This is a genomic window from Acinetobacter sp. CIP 64.2 (genome assembly GCF_000369645.1).
Lineage (GTDB): Bacteria > Pseudomonadota > Gammaproteobacteria > Pseudomonadales > Moraxellaceae > Acinetobacter.
In genome coordinates this window covers 1019603-1037735 of the sequence record NZ_KB850121.1, presented here as the reverse complement: position 1 = coordinate 1037735, position 18133 = coordinate 1019603, and the positions used below count along the sequence as shown (strand labels likewise).

General features: G+C 42.6%; 18 protein-coding genes and 1 tRNA gene. 13 read left to right on the top strand and 6 right to left on the bottom strand.

The window, feature by feature from the left end; all coding sequences use genetic code 11:
* Nucleotides 1-10 precede the first annotated feature (10 nt).
* Both F895_RS11545 and F895_RS11550 read right to left on the bottom strand, forming a co-directional pair.
* A complete protein-coding gene (locus tag F895_RS11545) occupies nt 11-1438 on the bottom strand; it encodes an NAD(P)/FAD-dependent oxidoreductase (RefSeq protein WP_005240495.1) in 1428 nt (475 codons plus the stop codon).
* 12 nt (nt 1439-1450) lie between these two features.
* Nucleotides 1451-1846 carry a nuclear transport factor 2 family protein gene (locus F895_RS11550; RefSeq protein WP_005240492.1) on the bottom strand — a complete coding sequence of 132 codons (396 nt, stop codon included), beginning with the start codon at nt 1844-1846 and terminating at the stop codon, nt 1451-1453.
* A 288-nt stretch (nt 1847-2134) separates the two neighbouring features.
* Between F895_RS11550 and F895_RS11555 the strand changes: the two genes are divergently transcribed.
* The gene (locus tag F895_RS11555) at nt 2135-3640 is read left to right on the top strand and encodes an aminotransferase-like domain-containing protein (RefSeq protein WP_005240491.1); all 1506 of its coding nucleotides are present in this window, start codon (nt 2135-2137) and stop codon (nt 3638-3640) included.
* A 391-nt stretch (nt 3641-4031) separates the two neighbouring features.
* Here F895_RS11555 and F895_RS11560 read toward each other — a convergent pair.
* Nucleotides 4032-4107, bottom strand: a tRNA-Gly gene (locus F895_RS11560).
* Between the two features lie 190 nt (nt 4108-4297).
* Between F895_RS11560 and F895_RS11565 the strand changes: the two genes are divergently transcribed.
* From F895_RS11565 to F895_RS11585, 5 genes are all read left to right on the top strand, one after another.
* Nucleotides 4298-4606 (top strand): BolA family protein, encoded by a 309-nt coding sequence (locus F895_RS11565; RefSeq protein WP_005240489.1) that lies wholly within the window; start codon nt 4298-4300, stop codon nt 4604-4606.
* Between the two features lie 9 nt (nt 4607-4615).
* On the top strand, nt 4616-5008 hold the full coding sequence (locus F895_RS11570) for a SirB2 family protein (protein ID WP_010589820.1): 393 nt from the start codon (nt 4616-4618) through the stop codon (nt 5006-5008).
* Nucleotides 5009-5089: 81 nt separating this feature from the next.
* A complete protein-coding gene (locus F895_RS11575) occupies nt 5090-5932 on the top strand; it encodes a ParA family protein (RefSeq protein ID WP_005240485.1) in 843 nt (280 codons plus the stop codon).
* Between the two features lie 13 nt (nt 5933-5945).
* Nucleotides 5946-6335, top strand: a complete 390-nt coding sequence (locus F895_RS11580) for a hypothetical protein (RefSeq protein ID WP_005240482.1) — start codon at nt 5946-5948, stop codon at nt 6333-6335.
* A 209-nt stretch (nt 6336-6544) separates the two neighbouring features.
* Nucleotides 6545-7135: a LysE family translocator gene (locus F895_RS11585; protein WP_005240480.1), complete on the top strand. Its 591-nt coding sequence runs from the start codon at nt 6545-6547 to the stop codon at nt 7133-7135.
* A 13-nt stretch (nt 7136-7148) separates the two neighbouring features.
* Here the strand turns inward: F895_RS11585 and F895_RS11590 are convergent, their stop codons facing one another.
* Nucleotides 7149-7787, bottom strand: coding sequence for a DedA family protein (locus tag F895_RS11590; protein ID WP_005240478.1), 639 nt, complete (start codon nt 7785-7787; stop codon nt 7149-7151).
* Between the two features lie 238 nt (nt 7788-8025).
* Here F895_RS11590 and F895_RS11595 point away from each other — a divergent pair, with 238 nt between their 5' ends.
* Both F895_RS11595 and F895_RS11600 read left to right on the top strand, forming a co-directional pair.
* The gene (locus tag F895_RS11595; protein ID WP_005240476.1) at nt 8026-8442 is read left to right on the top strand and encodes a DoxX family protein; all 417 of its coding nucleotides are present in this window, start codon (nt 8026-8028) and stop codon (nt 8440-8442) included.
* A 141-nt stretch (nt 8443-8583) separates the two neighbouring features.
* Nucleotides 8584-8955: a NirD/YgiW/YdeI family stress tolerance protein gene (locus F895_RS11600; protein WP_005240475.1), complete on the top strand. Its 372-nt coding sequence runs from the start codon at nt 8584-8586 to the stop codon at nt 8953-8955.
* Between the two features lie 47 nt (nt 8956-9002).
* Here the strand turns inward: F895_RS11600 and F895_RS11605 are convergent, their stop codons facing one another.
* Complete coding sequence (locus F895_RS11605; protein ID WP_171057836.1) at nt 9003-10229, bottom strand: DUF445 family protein; 1227 nt, start codon at nt 10227-10229, stop codon at nt 9003-9005.
* Nucleotides 10230-10670: 441 nt separating this feature from the next.
* On the opposite strand from F895_RS11605, the gene guaA reads away from it, so the two are divergent.
* The 4 genes from guaA to F895_RS11625 all read left to right on the top strand — a co-directional run bounded on the left by guaA (nt 10671) and on the right by F895_RS11625 (nt 15939).
* A complete protein-coding gene (guaA, locus tag F895_RS11610) occupies nt 10671-12239 on the top strand; it encodes a glutamine-hydrolyzing GMP synthase (RefSeq protein WP_005240472.1) in 1569 nt (522 codons plus the stop codon).
* Nucleotides 12240-12294: 55 nt separating this feature from the next.
* Complete coding sequence (locus F895_RS11615; RefSeq protein ID WP_005240470.1) at nt 12295-13077, top strand: ANT(3'')-II family aminoglycoside nucleotidyltransferase; 783 nt, start codon at nt 12295-12297, stop codon at nt 13075-13077.
* Nucleotides 13078-13204: 127 nt separating this feature from the next.
* Nucleotides 13205-14134, top strand: coding sequence for a LysR family transcriptional regulator (locus tag F895_RS11620; protein WP_005240468.1), 930 nt, complete (start codon nt 13205-13207; stop codon nt 14132-14134).
* A gap of 347 nt (nt 14135-14481) precedes the next feature.
* A complete protein-coding gene (locus F895_RS11625; RefSeq protein ID WP_005240465.1) occupies nt 14482-15939 on the top strand; it encodes an aldehyde dehydrogenase family protein in 1458 nt (485 codons plus the stop codon).
* 80 nt (nt 15940-16019) lie between these two features.
* Here F895_RS11625 and F895_RS11630 read toward each other — a convergent pair whose 3' ends face one another.
* Nucleotides 16020-16913, bottom strand: coding sequence for a LysR family transcriptional regulator (locus F895_RS11630; RefSeq protein ID WP_005240463.1), 894 nt, complete (start codon nt 16911-16913; stop codon nt 16020-16022).
* 154 nt (nt 16914-17067) lie between these two features.
* Here F895_RS11630 and F895_RS11635 point away from each other — a divergent pair, with 154 nt between their 5' ends.
* The gene (locus tag F895_RS11635; protein ID WP_005240461.1) at nt 17068-18123 is read left to right on the top strand and encodes a cupin domain-containing protein; all 1056 of its coding nucleotides are present in this window, start codon (nt 17068-17070) and stop codon (nt 18121-18123) included.
* Nucleotides 18124-18133: the final 10 nt, after the last annotated feature.

Below are 18133 nucleotides of genomic sequence, written 5' to 3'. Positions count from 1 at the left end.
GAAATAGCACTCAAAGCATCTCGTCCTTTAAGTAATACCAGCGATATAACAAGGCTTGACCCAGTCGTCTAAAGGGGCGAAATAAATGTGATGGCAATGGTGATTGGTAAATAGGTAATTCGAATTGTGGACGTTGAATACCCATGATTCGCTCTGCCAAACGACGACCTGCCATTGCGGAAAAAGAGACACCATTCCCCCCATAACAGATGGCGTAATAGATGGTTTCATCAGGATTTGGTTGTACGATCCGAGGCATCATGTCATGGCTGACATCAACCCACCCCCACCAAGAATATGCAATCGGTATACCACGTAAGCGAGGAAATTTACGGTAAAGACCCTCTTTTAATCGTTCAAGATGAGCAGGATTGTTAGCATCAGCACCCGTAAGTGCACTTCTGCTGCCACATTGCACTGAACCATCTGGGAGTAAACGGTAGTAGTGTCTTAAGGTACGTGTATCCGTAATAAAAGTTGTGCTATTTAATCCAGCCTCTTTGAGTTCTTGTGCTGTTAAAGGTCGAGTCACGATCGAATTAGATAAAATCGGCATGATTTTGCCAGACAAACTTGGGTGTAAACCATTCGGTGTATATCCACCTGTCGCAACAGCAACACGTTTTGCTTTGACGATGCCATATGGCGTCTGTAAGTAATGGATACCGTTGCGTGTTTCCCAATTGAGCACAGGCGTCGATGTATGCACTTTTGCACCTGCTGCACGAGCACGTTTTAAATAACCAAAAGCTAATTTTAATGGGTGTATACCAATACCATCTGGCTCGAATAATGCACCTGCAGCCTCTTGATCTGCAACGAATTCTTCATGCAGTTGTTCTCGGCTCAACATTCGTGTTTGATATCCGAAGGCCTCACGCATGACTTTGTTCTCATTCTCGAGAAAGGCCATTTTCTTTGCGCGATGAGCAATATATAAATGCCCACCGTCCTGTGCATCACAGTCAATACTACTTACGAGCTCTTTGAAATAATCAAAACCTTCTCGGATTTCAGCGTCGAGACGTTTTGCAGTATTGAGTCCCCATTTATCAATCCATTGTGAGCGATAGAGGCGACCAGACGCATTTTGTCCTTGACCACCATTACGGCTGCTACATCCCCATGCGGTACGATTGGCTTCTAGTACCAAGGGCGCAGTTCCAAATTTTTCAGCTAAGGTGAGCGCAGTAGAAAGACCAGTAAAACCACCACCAATGATCACAATATCTGCATCGATGTCACCTAGAAGCGGACCGTCATCTTCTGGTGGAGTGCCAGCAGTTGCAACCCAATAGGTGGGGGCATATTGTTCATTACCTTTTAATCCTTGATCGATTAAAGGATCAAACTTTGTATTGTACGTATTGAATACATTTTGAATGGGAGGGATGTGCTGATCCGAATCGCCAATCAAATGCTGTATCGATTGATTCATAGACAAGCTCCTTTATGCAGCGACCTGTACGGGCCGATTTTTACGGAATGCATTTTTAATTAGGATTTTTCCATCTTTGAAGGTAAAGACATCGACCATGTTGGCTTCAATATGTCCACCATCTGGTGCAGTTGCAGTAAAAGTCGTTTCTGAAATACCAAATTGCGCATCTTCACTTAACCAGTGTTTAGCATTCAGCCATTGGGCATCAGGGAAAGATTGAAAGGTATTTTCAAATGCTTGTCGGACCGCATCAAAGCCTTGAATGCGAGTACCAAATACATCACTGCCTGCAACCGTTTCAAAGCAACAGTCGTGATGCATACAGGCCATTAAGGCTTCAACATCATGTTTGTTCCAGGCAGCAGAAAACTCGGTAATGAGTTGTAGAAGTGCAGTTGGATTCATTAGATAGCTCCAAATATTTAAAGATCTCGGCTGATGATTGGACTGTACGTAAATCATTGTGTTCGACGTAGTACCAGAACTGAGGTTTTGATGGAGCCAGATATTTTTTGGTTTAATTTATTGTTTTATATTGATTAATTATAAATTTTAATTATGGAATGTGTTTTGCTTAGTTTTTAATGATGCCAGATTAAAAGAAATGCAGCTTTTCTATCTCTAAAAAGCACCACTTTAAGGATGATGGCTTCAAATTAGCTCATAAATTGCACTAACAAAAAGGACAAACGAGTGACAAATTCACTAGCACCACAGATATGGGAAGCTTTGTTTGCTGATACTGCAAATAGTGGTCTAAATTTGCAAGGCCGAATTTGTCGGATGATGTTTACCGCTTTGGTTCAGGGATATCTAAAACCGGGAATGGCTGTTCCATCCACTCGATACTTAGCGACTCAACTCGGGCTTGGGCGTAATACGGTCACCATTGCGTATCAACAATTGGTGATTGAGCGTATCTTAGAATCTAGGCAAAGAAGTGCTCACTTCGTGCACCCTAATTTCCAGATGGATCGTAGTGAAAGTAAAACAGTCACAACAACATCCAAAGCAACTTCGTGGAATTCTCGTTTTCAGCTTCGTCCATCTACGCAAAGACATCTTACTAAGCCGATTGACTGGATGGATTATGCTTATCCATTTATATATGGACAGCCTGATGTGGAAACTTTTCCGGTCTCGGCATGGCGTGAGTGTGCGGTTAAAGCTTTATCGGCAAAAGATGCCTCTATTTGGGCAAGGGACATGACACAACAAGGAGATGATCTATACCTTATTAATGCGATACAACAGCATATCTTACCAACACGAGGAATTCTGGCTCGAGAAAATGAAATTCTCCTGACGGTCGGAAGCCAGCATGCATTGTATATGTTGGCACGGTTACTCATGCATGGAGAGCAAGTCGTTGGAGTTGAAAATCCAGGCTATCCAGACGCTCGTAATATTTTTAGGCTGCACACATCACATATCGTTCCGCTTGACGTTGATCTTGAGGGGGTAACCTTAACTCAAGCTATCGATTGTGATTATATTTACGTGACGCCTGGAAGGCAGTGCCCTACGGGTGTCACATTGTCTCCTTCTCGCCGTAATAAGCTTCTGCAATTGGCTGAACAGCAGGATAGCATCATTATTGAGGATGAATATGATGCGCAAATCCTGGTTCAAAATACAACAATTCCCGCTTTAAAGAGCTTAGATCGACATGGCAGAGTGGTGTATATCGGGAGCTTATCTAAGCCAATAGCACCTGGGCTAAGGCTTGGCTACATTGTTGCTGCACCCGAGTTAATCGTTGAATTACGTCATTTACGTCGTTTGATGTTACGACATCCGAATGTATTTAACCAACGCGTCTTCGCTTTTTTTATAGACCAAGGTTATTACCATGCAATGTTAAGGCGGCAGTTTCAATTACATCAGCACCGAGGGACAGAGTTGATGCATGCACTGCAGCAATACTGCCCTACATGGAGACCTTATTCTTTAAATGGGGGAGCTGCATGCTGGATTGACACGCAAAGTGATATGGATTGTGCTCTGTTAGCGAAATATGCGGCGAATGTTGGTGTGCTGATAGAAGCAGGACAGCCGTTTTTCTTTGATGAAAATCAGCATCAACATTTTTTAAGGTTGGGAATTGGCTCAATACCAGCTCATCAGATTAATGCAGGAGTTTACAATTTATCTCAAGCTGTCGTTGACTATCAAAAATATAATCCAGCTTCTCTTTGAAATAACAACAGAGGTGTTCTATGGATATTTTTCATTTATGACGTCTTAACCCATATCTAATCTTTTGAAGGATTTAAAAGGTTCCACGTGGAGCATTCAATTTTAGTAATTGTTTGAGTGATTCATTATTAATCTTGGCTCTAAATTGTATTTATGCCCATTTATTGACATCAAGATGCGCTAGTATTCTGAATGAAGTTATCCAGAAAATTAATACACATTCGGCGTTAGCGGCGAAGACGTACAGGTTTTAGGGCATCGCAATGTGATATACATCTAGATGCTGGATTTAAAGCGTGGGTAGAGGCGAATAAACCCGTGATTTAAAATAAGGTATGAAGTAAAACACAAGAAAAAAGCCCTAATCTTTCGACTAGGGCTTTTTTGAATCTGGAGCGGGAAAGGAGACTCGAACTCCCGACCCCAACCTTGGCAAGGTTATGCTCTACCAACTGAGCTATTCCCGCATGCCGTGTATAATACATTATGCAAAAATAGGGTCAATAATTTTATGCAAAGAAATTGATTATTTGCATAAAATTAAAGCACTTTCATGCAAAAAGAGCAGGATATAGCAAATTTTTGTACAAAAGTTTCCCTCAGATTGCGCTCATGTATACTAATGAGCTATCTCAATCTGACCTTACAGAGTGACCGATGAACTTAGAACAACAGTTGATTGAACGTTTAAACACGCTTGCACCCAACCATCTTGAAGTAATCAATGAGTCGGCAGGACATGGCGGTTATTTCCCTGGTAAAGAGTCACACTTTAAAGTGATTGTGGTCAGTGAAGAATTCCAAGGCCTACGTCTGGTACAGCGTCATCAAAAAATTTATGCGGTTGCTGCTGAGTTAATGAGCCCGGGCCGCATCCACGCGTTAGCGATTCATGCCTATGTGCCGAGTGAGTGGCAGGGTGAGGCACCTGCCAGTCCGGAATGCGCACATGCACCCAAAGGTTAACAATCGATGATGGACATTCATTTACTTACTAAAATTGTGCATATCTCAGCAGTGAGCTTATTGATCATTGCTTTTGTATTACGTGCTTCGACTTTATTTGTAGGTGTGCAGGATCAGCAACCCAATGCGAAAGCCCGTAAAGGTCTGGTTGGTTTACAACATTTGTCTTTGACCTTGATTATTGTGACGGGTGCAATCTTGCTCAGTATGAACAATTTTGAAGTACAGCCTTGGTTCTATGCCAAAGTGATTTTGTTCTTTGTGTTCTGGTCTTCATTGATCAAAACCTACAAGCAGGACAGCAGCATTTTATTGGTACAACGTCGCGCAGGTTTATTAATCGGAACGGTTGCTCTGGTCGGTATTTTAGGCCTTGTCATGATTCAGCCGGTTTTTACCTGATTGTTTGACACATTGTGTAAGTAATAGTTATAGCGCTAGGTTAAACTGCATGCAGTTTACAAAAATATTTAGAGGGAAATTATGTTAACGCGTGTGGTGTTTAACCAGAAAGGCGGTGTGGGGAAATCAAGTATTACCGTGAATTTAGCGGCCATTAGTGCGCAGCAAGGTTTAAGAACCTTGGTGATTGATCTGGACCCGCAAGCAAATTCAAGCCAGTATCTTTTGGGTGAAGATGCAACCTATTCTGCCGATAAAGCCGCATTAGAGCCAAACATCGAAAATTTCTTCGAGGATATTTTAGGCAGTACGCAGCAAAAAGGACTGCTTGGCAATGCTATTGGCTCCATTCTGAAAGCACCGCGCGGTAAAGGTTTAGACAGTTATGTGCATCGTACTACTTTTGATAATCTGGATGTGATTCCTGCCAGTCCAAGTTTGGGGGCTCTTGAACATGCACTGGAAAGCAAGCATAAAATCTATAAATTGCGTGACTCGATCCAATCCTTGAGTGCACGTTATGACCGGATTTTTATTGATACACCCCCTGCATTTAATTTCTTTACTTTATCTGCTTTGATCTCTGCGGATCGGGTATTAATTCCATTCGATTGTGATGTGTTCTCAAAACGTGCGTTACAAACTTTGATTGAAAATGTGCTCGAAACCCAAGATGATCATAATGATCGCTTGGAGATTGAAGGAATTGTGGTCAATCAGTTCCAATCTCAGGCAAAACTACCCCGTGAAGTGGTTCAACAACTCAAAGATGAAGGTTTACCAGTGCTAGAGAGCATGTTACCCCCCTCGATCTTGATGAAAGAATCACATCAAAAGAATTTACCCTTGATTCATTTGGCATCTGACCATAAATTGACCGTCGCTTATGTGACCCTGTTCAATGAGATTGAATCAAAGAAATAAATAAGAGAATCTTATGAAACGCTTATATTGGATGCCTGTTTTGGCAGCGAGTCTGTTATTGGGTGCATGTGCATCAACGGTTAAACCCGCTTATGTGTCGCCTACACAATATCAAGCATTGAATTGCCAACAGTTACAAGCAGAATACAACCGTATTCAGCTTTATATTGAAAATGGTGTACAAACGCCAAAACGTACAGGTATGGGCGTTGGTGTTGGGCTTGGTGGTGGCTGGGGCAGAGGGGGGTGGGGCTTTGGTCCATCGATCTCACTCAATATGGGACAGTCAATGAATACCAAGAACACTGAGTTGGCCAATGTACTGGGTCAACAAGATGCGATTGTACAGGCAGCAAAATTTAAAGGCTGCCCGATTATTGTCAAACAACGTCCAAAATCATAGATTTTGACAACTGACCGTCATCTGTCAGGATGATGGTCAGCAACTAAATTATGGCAAAATGTTTCGTAAAATAATAAAAAAATTCAATATATTAAAAAATTATATCCACTAAATCATTGATTTTTCCCTTGCCTGCATCTCGCTCAAATTTGTATTTTTGCCCTAAATTCGTTTAAGGTGGCGCCCATGTCTAGTTGTTCGGTATATCTATGATTGAGAGTTGGTTTTTTGTTTTGGCGATGTTGGCGGTGTTATTGATACCTGGTCCAACCAATGCTTTGCTTGCCAGTGCAACACACCAACACGGTGTTCCTAAAACCATCACGTTTATTCCAATTGAGTGGTTGGGCTATCTCTACGGGATTAGTTTATGGGCGCTATTCATTCATTTATTTGATCCGATCTGGCCTGCGATTGGCGCGATTTTACATACGCTCAGTTTACTCTACGTATTGTGGATGGCTTTTCATCTCTGGAAAGGTTCACATCTACAAAAGCACGATCAGCATCATCAGCAAATTCGTAAAAGACAGCTATTCTTATCGACTTTAAAAAATCCAAAAACAGTACTGCTGGCTTCAGGGGTTTTTCCGAGTGAAACGTGGAATTCGATTGAGCAAGCTGCTTTGGTTTTTGCCATTTTTAGTCTTATTCTGATCCCGGTTAGTATTTTCTGGATGTTATTTGGACGTGCATTGCTGGCGGGAAGTTTGATTGGAATTAAAGCCGACCATTTGTATAAAGGGTCGGCCATGCTATTACTGATTTGTATGCTGCCTATGATCTTACGTTTCTTTTAACAGAACGCTCGACTTATTGGGCTTTCGTGCCCTTCATTTTCTGGCGGATAAAGCCAATCACGCCTGGTAAGATACTGATAATAATAATACCGAAAATCAGATGGGTGAAATTATCTTTCACGATTGGCATATTACCAAATAAATAACCAAGCGTGATGAAGGAGGCGATCCAGCAGAATGCACCAACGACATTATAGCTAAGGAAGTACTTATAATTCATACTACCTGCACCCGCAACAAATGGGGCAAAAGTACGTGCAAATGGAACAAAGCGCGCGAAGATAATGGTCTTACCTCCATGGCGTTCAAAGAATTGCTGGGTTTTAATAAGATGTTGTTTATTAATAAAACGCGAGTTAATTTCGAACACACGTGGCCCGATATAACGCCCAATATGATAGTTTAAGGTATCACCCAGTACCGCAGCAAGAAAGAGTAAAATACCCAATATCCATGGATCCATTGCACCTGTTGAAGCAGCCAATGCACCTGCAGCAAATAATAAACTATCGCCAGGTAAGAAAGGCATTACTACCAAACCGGTTTCAACAAAAATAATCAGGAATAAAATGGCATAAATCCATACACCATAATTGGTAATAAATTCTAAAAGATGTTCGTCAACGTGCAGAATAAAATCAATCAGTTCCATGAAGGTGTTAACACTATGAATGTGGACTAAATCCTAGCAGTGCATCTGTAGAAAGTCAGTATAAAAAGCAAATTAATTGGTAACTTTTCAGCACATATTCAAAGGAGATTGACGCGAGAAAAATAGTGTTATTGTTGCAAAATAGGAACGATATGTTAACTAAATAGGACTTTATTGCAAAATTAAAGATGCATAAACTTGCTAACATGTTAAAAAACGAACAGTGTGGAAATTGATTATGTTTAATCCAAATGTTGTTGTAAAAAATATCGTAACACAGTCTGGTGTGGCTAATGTCGTAACTTTGATTGCGCGTTTGTTGTTGGCTTATATTTTTCTTGTTGCTGGATGGGGCAAGATCGTGGGCTATGCAGGCACGGCTGGTTATATGGAATCAATGGGTGTTCCAGGCGCGTTGTTACCCCTCGTAATCTTGGTTGAGTTTGGTGGTGGTTTAGCCTTATTGTTTGGTTTCCAAACACGTTTTGCATCTTTAGGCTTAGGTATTTTTAGTATTATCACCGCCTTTATCTTCCATGGTGGTGCAGAGGATGCCATTAACTTTATGAAAAACTTTGCCATGGCAGGTGGTTTCTTCATGTTAATGCTTTATGGTGCAGGTCGTATTAGTCTTGATCATTTGATTGAAAAATAAACTATAGGCCGCTATTAATGCCCCACTGTGAATAGTGGGGCTAAATTTTGCCGATCGTATTTGCTTGCTTACAAACAAAAGCCGACATCTGTGCTTATTTCTGTTTAGATCATAATTGGTGAAAACAAATAGGACATGATAATGAAAAAAGTGCTTTTGGGTTGCGGGATCGTAGTGTTCACTGGTCTTTCGACGCTGACATGGGCGGGTAAGGATGATCATGTATTGCTACAGGAAGCGACAAAGAATATGGTGACCGTGAGCCAAGTGGCGAAATTGGCAGATGAAACGGGTGTCACGCTGACAGGCCAGATCACAAAGCATCTGCAAAGTGATCATTATGAATTTAAAGATCGGAGTGGTACGATCAGTGTAGAAATTGATGATGATCTTTGGCGTCAGGCAGGGCTAAAAGTCGGTGATCATGTGCGTTTGGTGGGTGAGGTAGATACCCATCGTTATAAAGCAACCGATATTGAAGTGATTAAAATTGAAAAATATACATCTCGATAAAAGCATAAAAAAGGAAGCAGATGCTTCCTTTTTTATCACTCAGATTTTTAGAGCATAAAATGAATCTGCATTTCCCCAACGAGGAAACCCAACACCGCACCAACAATAATCAGTGACCATTCATCTTCTTTGAAGGCAGGGCGTAACATCCCTTCAAACTCTTCCGGGCTGAGTTTCTGCATACGTTCAACCAGTGTATTGCGCACATTCATGGCATCTTCAGCATAAGACTCAACATAGCGCATGGTATCTGGAAGCTGTTTCAGAATACGCTCTGCGACTTCGGCTTTCAGGTTCTGATATTTCTCGCCGCCAATGGCATAGACCACCAATGGACGCACAATACCTGCCTGTAAGTCAATTTCTTGTTTTACCTGGCGGCTGACCAATTCAATGACTTTGTCCGAATGTGTGCCTGAAAACAATTCTTCCATCATATTGCGTGAAGTCAGTAATTGTTTGGAAATCAATGCAGCATAGTCGGCAGCAACTTCATTCTGACGTTTGATGAACAAACCCTGCCAAGTGTAGCCCATGATCTTTTTTGGGTATAACGGGCGGAACATCATTTGTAAGGCCATCCAGTCGCTAAAGAAGCCGACAAAGCCACCGAACATTGGCAGCATCCATGGATATTTACCTTGAGTCACGATCCAGCACAGCATTTGCACTACACCAATCGCAAAACCAAACACGAAACCGACGTTACTAAAGAATTTGAATTCCTGTTTGCCAACTTTTTTAAAGATTTCATTGAGCAGGCGTTTGTCTTTGAGCAGATTGTTGATCACCATATGTTTGATATCAAAGTACTTGGCAACATCCTTCTGTACTTCACTCATGATATGTTCAACAATTTCTGGCGCTTTGGCCTGAACACGTTTAATTAGTTTCTGTCGTGCAAACTCCGGCATACCTTCCCATAAGCCAGGTTGGTATTGCTGTGCCACTTCGCGGGTAATGTCCTCAGCGGCTGCCATTAATGGTTTTTCAATTTCTTGGGCAATCCGTTTGGGGTCGAGTCGGGCAAAAATTTCTTCGGGTTTGATCAGCTTGGAGGTCATCAACTCCACAGCCGTGGTGGCCATCTTCTCTGCTTTACGGGGAACAATCCCTTGCCATCCGAGTGGAAGACCAAATAAGCGCAATCCTTTAAATTCAAGTGGTGAAAACATCATTTGAATGGCAATGACTTTGGTTACATAACCAATAAAGCCACTGATAAAAGGGATTGAAATATACAACCAGAAATTCTGTTGAAAATCCGCAATCATTTCTTGAAACATTATTTTATTGGTCCTTCAAGTCCTAATTGTTGCTCGTGGTCGGACAAGCGTTAGATGATAGTAAAATATTTTAGGGCATTGACGATAAGCCAAGGCCTTTAGAGTTGTAGTTGCCTTTTGATTTATTCCTTTGGGTGAGGACATAGCATCGTATAAAAGGCAACGATGTAGCCGAGAGCATACCTTTCCTTGGTAATACCTTTTCGATTCGTCATCTTAGCACCAATTTTTGCTTTGTGTTGAGCAGAATGGGCAAGAATTGTTGATTGAACGCTCCTTATTTTGTGCTTGACTTGAGAATTTTAGTTTAAATATCAGTGCCCATTGACATGCCTAAGGAAAAAACGAGATAGATGATGAATTGCGATGCGCCAAAGCGTGAAAAATGTTAGAATATGGCGCTTAATTCATTTGCCTTTATGATGAACCATGACGACCAATACTCAAATTACTGAAGATCGTATCCTTATTTTGGATTTCGGCTCTCAATATAGCCAGCTGATTGCACGTCGTGTACGTGAAGCGGGTGTCTATTCTGAAATGTATGCATTCGATATGTCTGAAGAAGACATTCGTGCGTTTAATCCGAACGGGATTATTTTGTCAGGTGGCCCTGAGAGCGTACATGAAGAAGGAAGCCCACGCGCGCCGCAAGTTGTATTTGAATTAGGCGTACCAGTGTTGGGTATCTGTTATGGCTTACAAACCATGTCTGAACAGCTTGGCGGTAAAGTAGAGCCGGGTACAGTACATGAGTTTGGTTATGCAGAAGTTGATATTCTAGTTCGTGATAAATTGATTGGTCACTTGCAAGACCGTGAAAACCAGTTACATGTGTGGATGAGTCATGGCGATAAAGTCAGTGCGATTCCAGAAGGTTTCCAAGTGACTGCAAGCACACCAAGCTGCCCATTCGCTGCAGTAAGTGATGAAGCACGTCGTTTCTATGGTGTTCAGTTCCACCCAGAAGTAACGCACACGGCCAAAGGTGCTGAATTACTGTCGAATTTCGTCCATCAGATTTGTGGTTGCCGTGGTCTGTGGACCCCTGAGCACATCATTGACCTGCGTGTAGAACAGTTGCGTGAGCAAATTGGTGATGAAAAAGTTCTGTTAGGTTTGTCGGGTGGTGTGGACTCATCTGTAGTCGCAGCATTATTGCATAAAGCCATTGGTGATCAGTTAACTTGCGTATTTGTAGACAATGGTTTACTTCGTTTAAACGAAGGTGATCAAGTGATGCAAATGTTTGCAGAAAACATGGGTATCCGTGTAATTCGTGCTGATGCTGAACAACGTTTCTTGTCTGCATTGGCGGGCGAAGTTGATCCTGAGAAAAAACGTAAAATCATTGGTCGTGAATTTATTGAAGTTTTTGCAGAAGAAGCGCGTAAACTTGATGGCGTGAAATTCTTGGCGCAAGGGACGATTTATCCAGACGTGATCGAATCTGCAGCAAGCAAACAAGGTAAGGCACACGTGATTAAATCACACCACAACGTGGGTGGTTTACCTGATGATTTGGAATTTGAATTGGTTGAGCCATTACGTGACTTGTTTAAAGACGAAGTACGTAAATTAGGTACAACCATTGGCTTACCGCATAGCATGATTTACCGTCATCCATTCCCAGGTCCAGGTTTGGGCGTGCGTATATTGGGTGAAGTGAAAAAAGAATATGCAGATATTCTTCGTCTTGCTGATGACATCTTCATGCAAGAACTACGTGATAGCGGTTGGTACGACAAAACTGCACAAGCATTTGCGGTATTCCAACCAGTAAAATCAGTGGGTGTGGTGGGTGATGGTCGCCGTTATGCATGGGTGATTGCACTTCGTGCCGTAGAAACCGTTGACTTCATGACAGCACGTTTTGCGCACTTACCGTATGACTTGGTTGATAAAATCTCAACCCGTATCATGAATGAAATTAAAGATGTTTCACGTGTTGTTTATGACGTGTCATCTAAACCACCCGCAACGATCGAGTGGGAATAAGAAAAAGGGCAGGATGAAAATCCTGCCTTTTTTATGATTGATCAAGAGGTGAAGCATGTTGGAGACCTTGCAATTAGATGAGTTACAAACAGCCTTACAGCAGCTTTTAGGCGAATCACTGTTTGCTATTTATCTTTATGGTTCGGCCATCGATGGCGGCCTAGGTCCAGAAAGCGATCTGGATATTTTGGTTGTCGTCAACCAAGTACTGACGCTCCAGCAAAGACAGCAACTGGCAGAAACCTTATTACACATTTCTCATCCGATCGGTACTGTACAACGAGCACTTGAAGTCACCATCGTACTCAAACAGCAGATTCTTTCAGAAAGTTACCCGCTCAGCTACGAGCTACAATTTGGTGAATGGTTGCGTGATGAGTTAAGCCAAGGCGCTATACTCAGTACACATGCAGACCCCGATCTGAGTATTTTGCTCAAGAAAGCACAAATGCATCATCGTACTTTGCTGGGGCCAAGTCTGACACAGTGGTCAACTGAAATTCCAAACCAACAGCTTTGGCAAGCGATGGCAGACACCTATCCATCGATCGTGGCGCATTGGGATGAGGATGCGGATGAACGCAACCAGATTTTGGCTTTATGCCGAATTTATTTTAGTTTGGTTATGGATGATATTGTACCGAAAGATCAGGCTGCACAATGGGTGATCCCTCAATTACAACAGCAGCATCAAATTGTTTTACAGCGTATGAGCCAAGAATATAAAGGTGAGATTGGCAAGCAGCACTGGCCAAGTGAGCATCTGACTTTGCAAGCGATTGTTGACTTTCTTAATATGAAGATCACTGCACTTTTAAAACATAAAATACATAAATAATAAACAGTAAAGGACAATACTTGGATTGTTGCATAGATAAAACTTAGTATTGCAAGAACAGGCTATTCAGGCCATCTCGATTAGACCTAACATTTGTTCATGATAAAGCCCAGATCGGGAGTGCCTTTTGAATCAGATTGTTGAAATGCAAACGTTCATTGCCGTGGTTGATGCGGGAAGTATTACCCATGCTGCGACACGCCTAGGCATTACTAAATCAGTAGTGAGTCAGCGGATTCAGCAACTGGAACAGCGTTTGTCTGCTGCGCTGATTCATCGTGGTCGAAGTATGCTGTTAACCGAGGCTGGACAGGAGTTTTATCAGCAGTCGAGCAAGATTCTGGTGGAGTTAAGTGAGCTAGAAGAATCTATCAGCGCGCGTCATGATCATATTGGTGGTAGTTTTCGTTTATCGGTACCACAGGCATTTAATATTCAATATCTCGCCCTTTATTTGGCTGAGTTCGTGCAACTGTATCCTGAATTAAAGCTAGATATTGAGTCGAGTGATCATTTTGTCAATCTGAATAATGGTCATTATGATGCGGCGATTCGGATGGGAGAGTTAGCTGATTCCAATCTGATTAGTCAGACGGTTGCACAGAATCACCACTATATTTGTGCAAGTCCAGATTATTTAAAAGCGTATGGGATGCCTACTCACCCTAATGAGTTGTTGCGACATCGTGGATTGTTGTATTTGTCTCGAGAACCACATGGGATGTGGCAACTTCCTGTGGACGGAAAAAAGGCCTTTTTCCGAATATCTCCTTATCTACGCACAGATAGTGGTCATCAATTACTGGCGGCTGCCAAGCGTGGTTTAGGGATTGCAATTCTGCCAAGCTTTCTTGCTGCAGAAGCAATTTGCCAAAAGCAACTCAAGGTGATCTTGCCTGAGTTCTCTCCTTCGGGAGGCAATATTTCAGTGGTTTACCGCTTGTCCAATCGAGCCTCCCCTAAAATTCAAACTTTGGTTGATTTTCTATCCACAAAAATTGGTCATCCTGCGCCGTGGGATAGCCAGATTCAGAATATGCTGCGGCAGGAGTCATAAGACCTTGTTCGGAAAAAGCGAATCATAGTTTTGCTTTTTTTGGTCTAGCGAACAAAAAACATCATTTGTTAGGGTGTTTGCCTCTCTTTTAACACCGATTGATATCGGGTGATCTGAGAAGATCGATATGTTACTGAGCATTTACCCTCGCGATTTGCTGTTATCACATTTTCAACCCATGTAGCTCAAGTAACTTGCAAGTGTGGTTTAGAAACAGCGTGGGGGAGATGTGTTGAATACTTAAGATTATGATATTTATCAAAATATTAATTGAATGTCTTGGTGGATTAATATTAGACAGCATCCCAATGTCGATCTTCTTTGATTTTTACTTTTAGGATATGCAGATGAATAGACTAGCTAAGAACTGGATAAATGGTGAGTGGGTAGATTCTCATCAGCATATGCAGTCAATTAATCCAGCAACATATGAAGTAATCGGACAATATGCCAATGCCACGATAGAGCAGGTGCAAAGTGCGATATGGGCCGCAAAGAAAGCATTGAAAGAAACAGATTGGAAGCGTGATCGTCGTTTACGGGCAAAAGTACTGAATGAAATGGCGGATGCTTTCGAACGTCATACCGATGAGTTGATCGAGATTCTTGCCACTGAAAATGGAAAGATTAAGCCCGAAGCCACCTTTGAAGTGACGATGGTTCCCGCTAAATTACGCTATTACGCAGCGTTGACTTTAACTGAATATGGTCGAGCATTAGAGCCAAAGCCGGGTAGTTATTCGATGGTTATACGCGAGCCGATGGGGGTGTCTGGGATTATTGTACCTTGGAATTCTCCCGTGGTTTTAATGATTCGTTCACTGGCACCTGCATTAGCCGCGGGCACCACAACAGTGATTAAGATGCCAGGTCAAACTGCACAAACCAATGCCATAATCTCCCAAATTTTTTCTGAGCTTACTTCTTTACCGCAAGGAGTGATTAATTTATTTAGTGAGTCGACAGGAGGTGGGTCGCGTTTACTGGTGGAATCACCCGATGTCCCAGTGATTAGTTTTACGGGCAGCACAGCAACAGGTAAAGCTATTTCAGCGACAGGCGCGCAGCATCTAAAACGCTTTGGTCTAGAATTGGGTGGTAAAACGCCGATGATCGTGTTTAAGGATGCCGATCTTGATCTGGTGTTACCTAAACTGGAAAAAGCCCTGACCATCTTTGCGGGGCAGTTCTGTATGACAGGTTCACGCTTACTGGTTCAGCGTGAGCTGGCAGATGAGCTGAAACGGAAACTGGCGCAGCGTTTGGAAGCCGTCAAAGTCGGCCCGGCTGCCGATCCTAGCAGTGATATGGGACCATTGATCGATAAAAATAATGTGGCACGTGTTGATGCTGTGGTTGAAAAAGCGATTGCAGAAGGAGCGAAGGTGATTGTTCGTGGTGGCCCGATTACCGAAGGTGAACTGGCCAAAGGTGCTTTCTATCGTCCCACCTTACTTGAAGTGAATGACAACAGCTTGGATATTATTCAGGAAGAAACTTTTGGGCCAGTCCTTACTTTGCAAGTGTTTGATACCGAAGCAGAAGCGATTATGCTTGCCAATGATAACCAATATGGTTTAGCGGCTTCAATCTGGAGTCGTGATGTAGATTTACCATTACGCGTTGCGACTGAAATGGAAGCGGGTACCGTGTGGATCAATGATTGGGCCGTGGTTTATGATGAGTTTGAGGAGGGTGGTTTTAAAAACTCTGGTCTTGGGCGAATGAATGGGATGGCGGCAATGGATGACTTCATTGAATATAAGCATATTACCATTTCAACGGGTGTTTCTGGAGCGGACTAGGGATTTGGTCAAGCATTGAATGACACTACAAACAGCGCATCGATTTCGATACGCTGTTTTTATTTTAGCCTGAGTTAGAATTAGGTCGAGAACAGTTTAAAGCACACTTGTCTTAACCATTGATTACTTGGGGTTTGATGGACACGCGAATGCCAGTGTTGCTTAACGCTGAATTGTGGAAAGTGATAGGGAGGCTCTAAGGTTTTCAACCCGCCTTGAGTCATTAACACCTGCGCCAGATAATTGGGAATAGTGGCAATTACATCGGTATCTCTGACAATCAGACCGACACCCAAATAGCTGGGTAAACGCACCAGAATATTGCGGTTGACGCCGTGTTTTTGTAGCTCATGCTCCACCACATAATGTCCTCCTGTTGCCAAGATATCGACATGTAATTCCTGAGCAAACTCTAGAGCGGATAGGCTGGTTCCTGTTAGCCGAGGATGTTGTTGACTAGCCAAACACGTGTAATGCTGCTGAAACAAGGTTTGCTGATAAAAACCTGCTTCCAGTTGGGGGAGGAATCCAATGGCGAGATCAATATGTCCATTCGACATCATCGGGGCTGTCTGGCTATCAATTGGCAGAATGTCCAGACGAATTGACGGGGCATGCTGACGCATGTAATTCATCAGGCGCGGTAAAAATACCAAGTGACTGATGTCAGTCATGCTGATACGAAATTGATAGGTTGAGGTTTGTGGGTCGAACTCAATATTATAGTTTTCTACCAATTTTAGGCGGTTGAGAATTTCCACCACCATTGGATAAATTTGCTGGGCGAGTTCGGTGGGTTGCATTTTATTTTCAATTCGTACAAACAGTGGGTCACGAAAATGGGTGCGGAGTTTATTCAGTGCAATACTTAAGGTTGGTTGACCAATACCCAATTGTTCCGCGGCTTTAGAAATACTTTTATGCTGATAAATTTCAAAGAAAATTTTCAGCAATCTTGTATCCAGATCAAACATCGCACTGACCCACTGTATTGATTTTATCAATACAGCCTATTGTTTTTTGTGCATAGATTCAACACATCCTGATTGTTACATTGAGCCAACACCGAATATTGATGAAATTATCGTCATTATTATTGTGCTCCATGGGCAGAAAAAGGAATGACATATGGAACCTTTAGGCACGCTAGAAGAGCTACCCGAACGTTATCGAGAGGAGCTGAATGCGTCAAATCTGGTGCCGTTATGGCCTAATTTACGAAGCTTTATCCCACCCAATAAACCACGACCACAAACAGTTGCAACCGCTTGGTATTTTCATCAGATTAAGCCTCTGTTACTAGAAGCTGGGGAGCTAACGCCGATCGAAAAGGCAGAGCGTCGAGTGTTGGCACTCGCTAACCCAGGGCATGGTTTGGACAATATGAAGGTCAGTCCAGCCATGTATTTAGGCATGCAACTGCTGCTCCCTAAAGAGTGGGCACCTGCACATCGCCATGCACCGAATGCAGTACGTCTTATTGTTGAAGGTGAAGGGGCTTACACCACTGTTGAAGGGCAAAAATGCATTATGGAACATGGTGACATGATCCTTACCCCTTCTGGGTTATGGCATGAGCATGGACATGATGGTGACCAACCTGTGATCTGGATGGATATCCTTGATTTACCACTGGTTTACTATATGGAAGCCTCTTTTGTGGAAGAGGGCCGTCGTCAAGAAGTGGATCGAATCAATCAAGGTTCTACCCCCCAATATGCAGCAGGTATTGTACCGACCCCGCATTTTAGTCGTGAAGATGCCGCATATCCGATGATGCGTTATGCGTGGAAGGATACTAAAAAGGTCTTGGATGCCTTAGCAAAAAAAGCAGGCTATCAGGACCCGTTACAAGTGGCCTATGTCAATCCTGAAACGGGTCAAGATTGTCAACATATTCTAGGCTATTCAGCACTGCTGCTGCGTCCGAATGAAACACTATCTCTGCCTTTACGTTCCACCCCACAGGTGTTTCATGTCATTGAAGGGGGCTTAACGATCCAGATCGATCAACAGGATTTTCATTTGAGTAAAGCCGATACCGCCTGTGCACCGTGTTTTGCTGTTATTGATTTAATCAATACATCCGAACAGCCATGCTATGTCTTTATCGCAGATGAAGCTCCTTTGCAGCGTAAGTTGGGCCTGTATTCAATCCGTGAGCGAACTGCTGCACGTCCATAATTTTAATCTC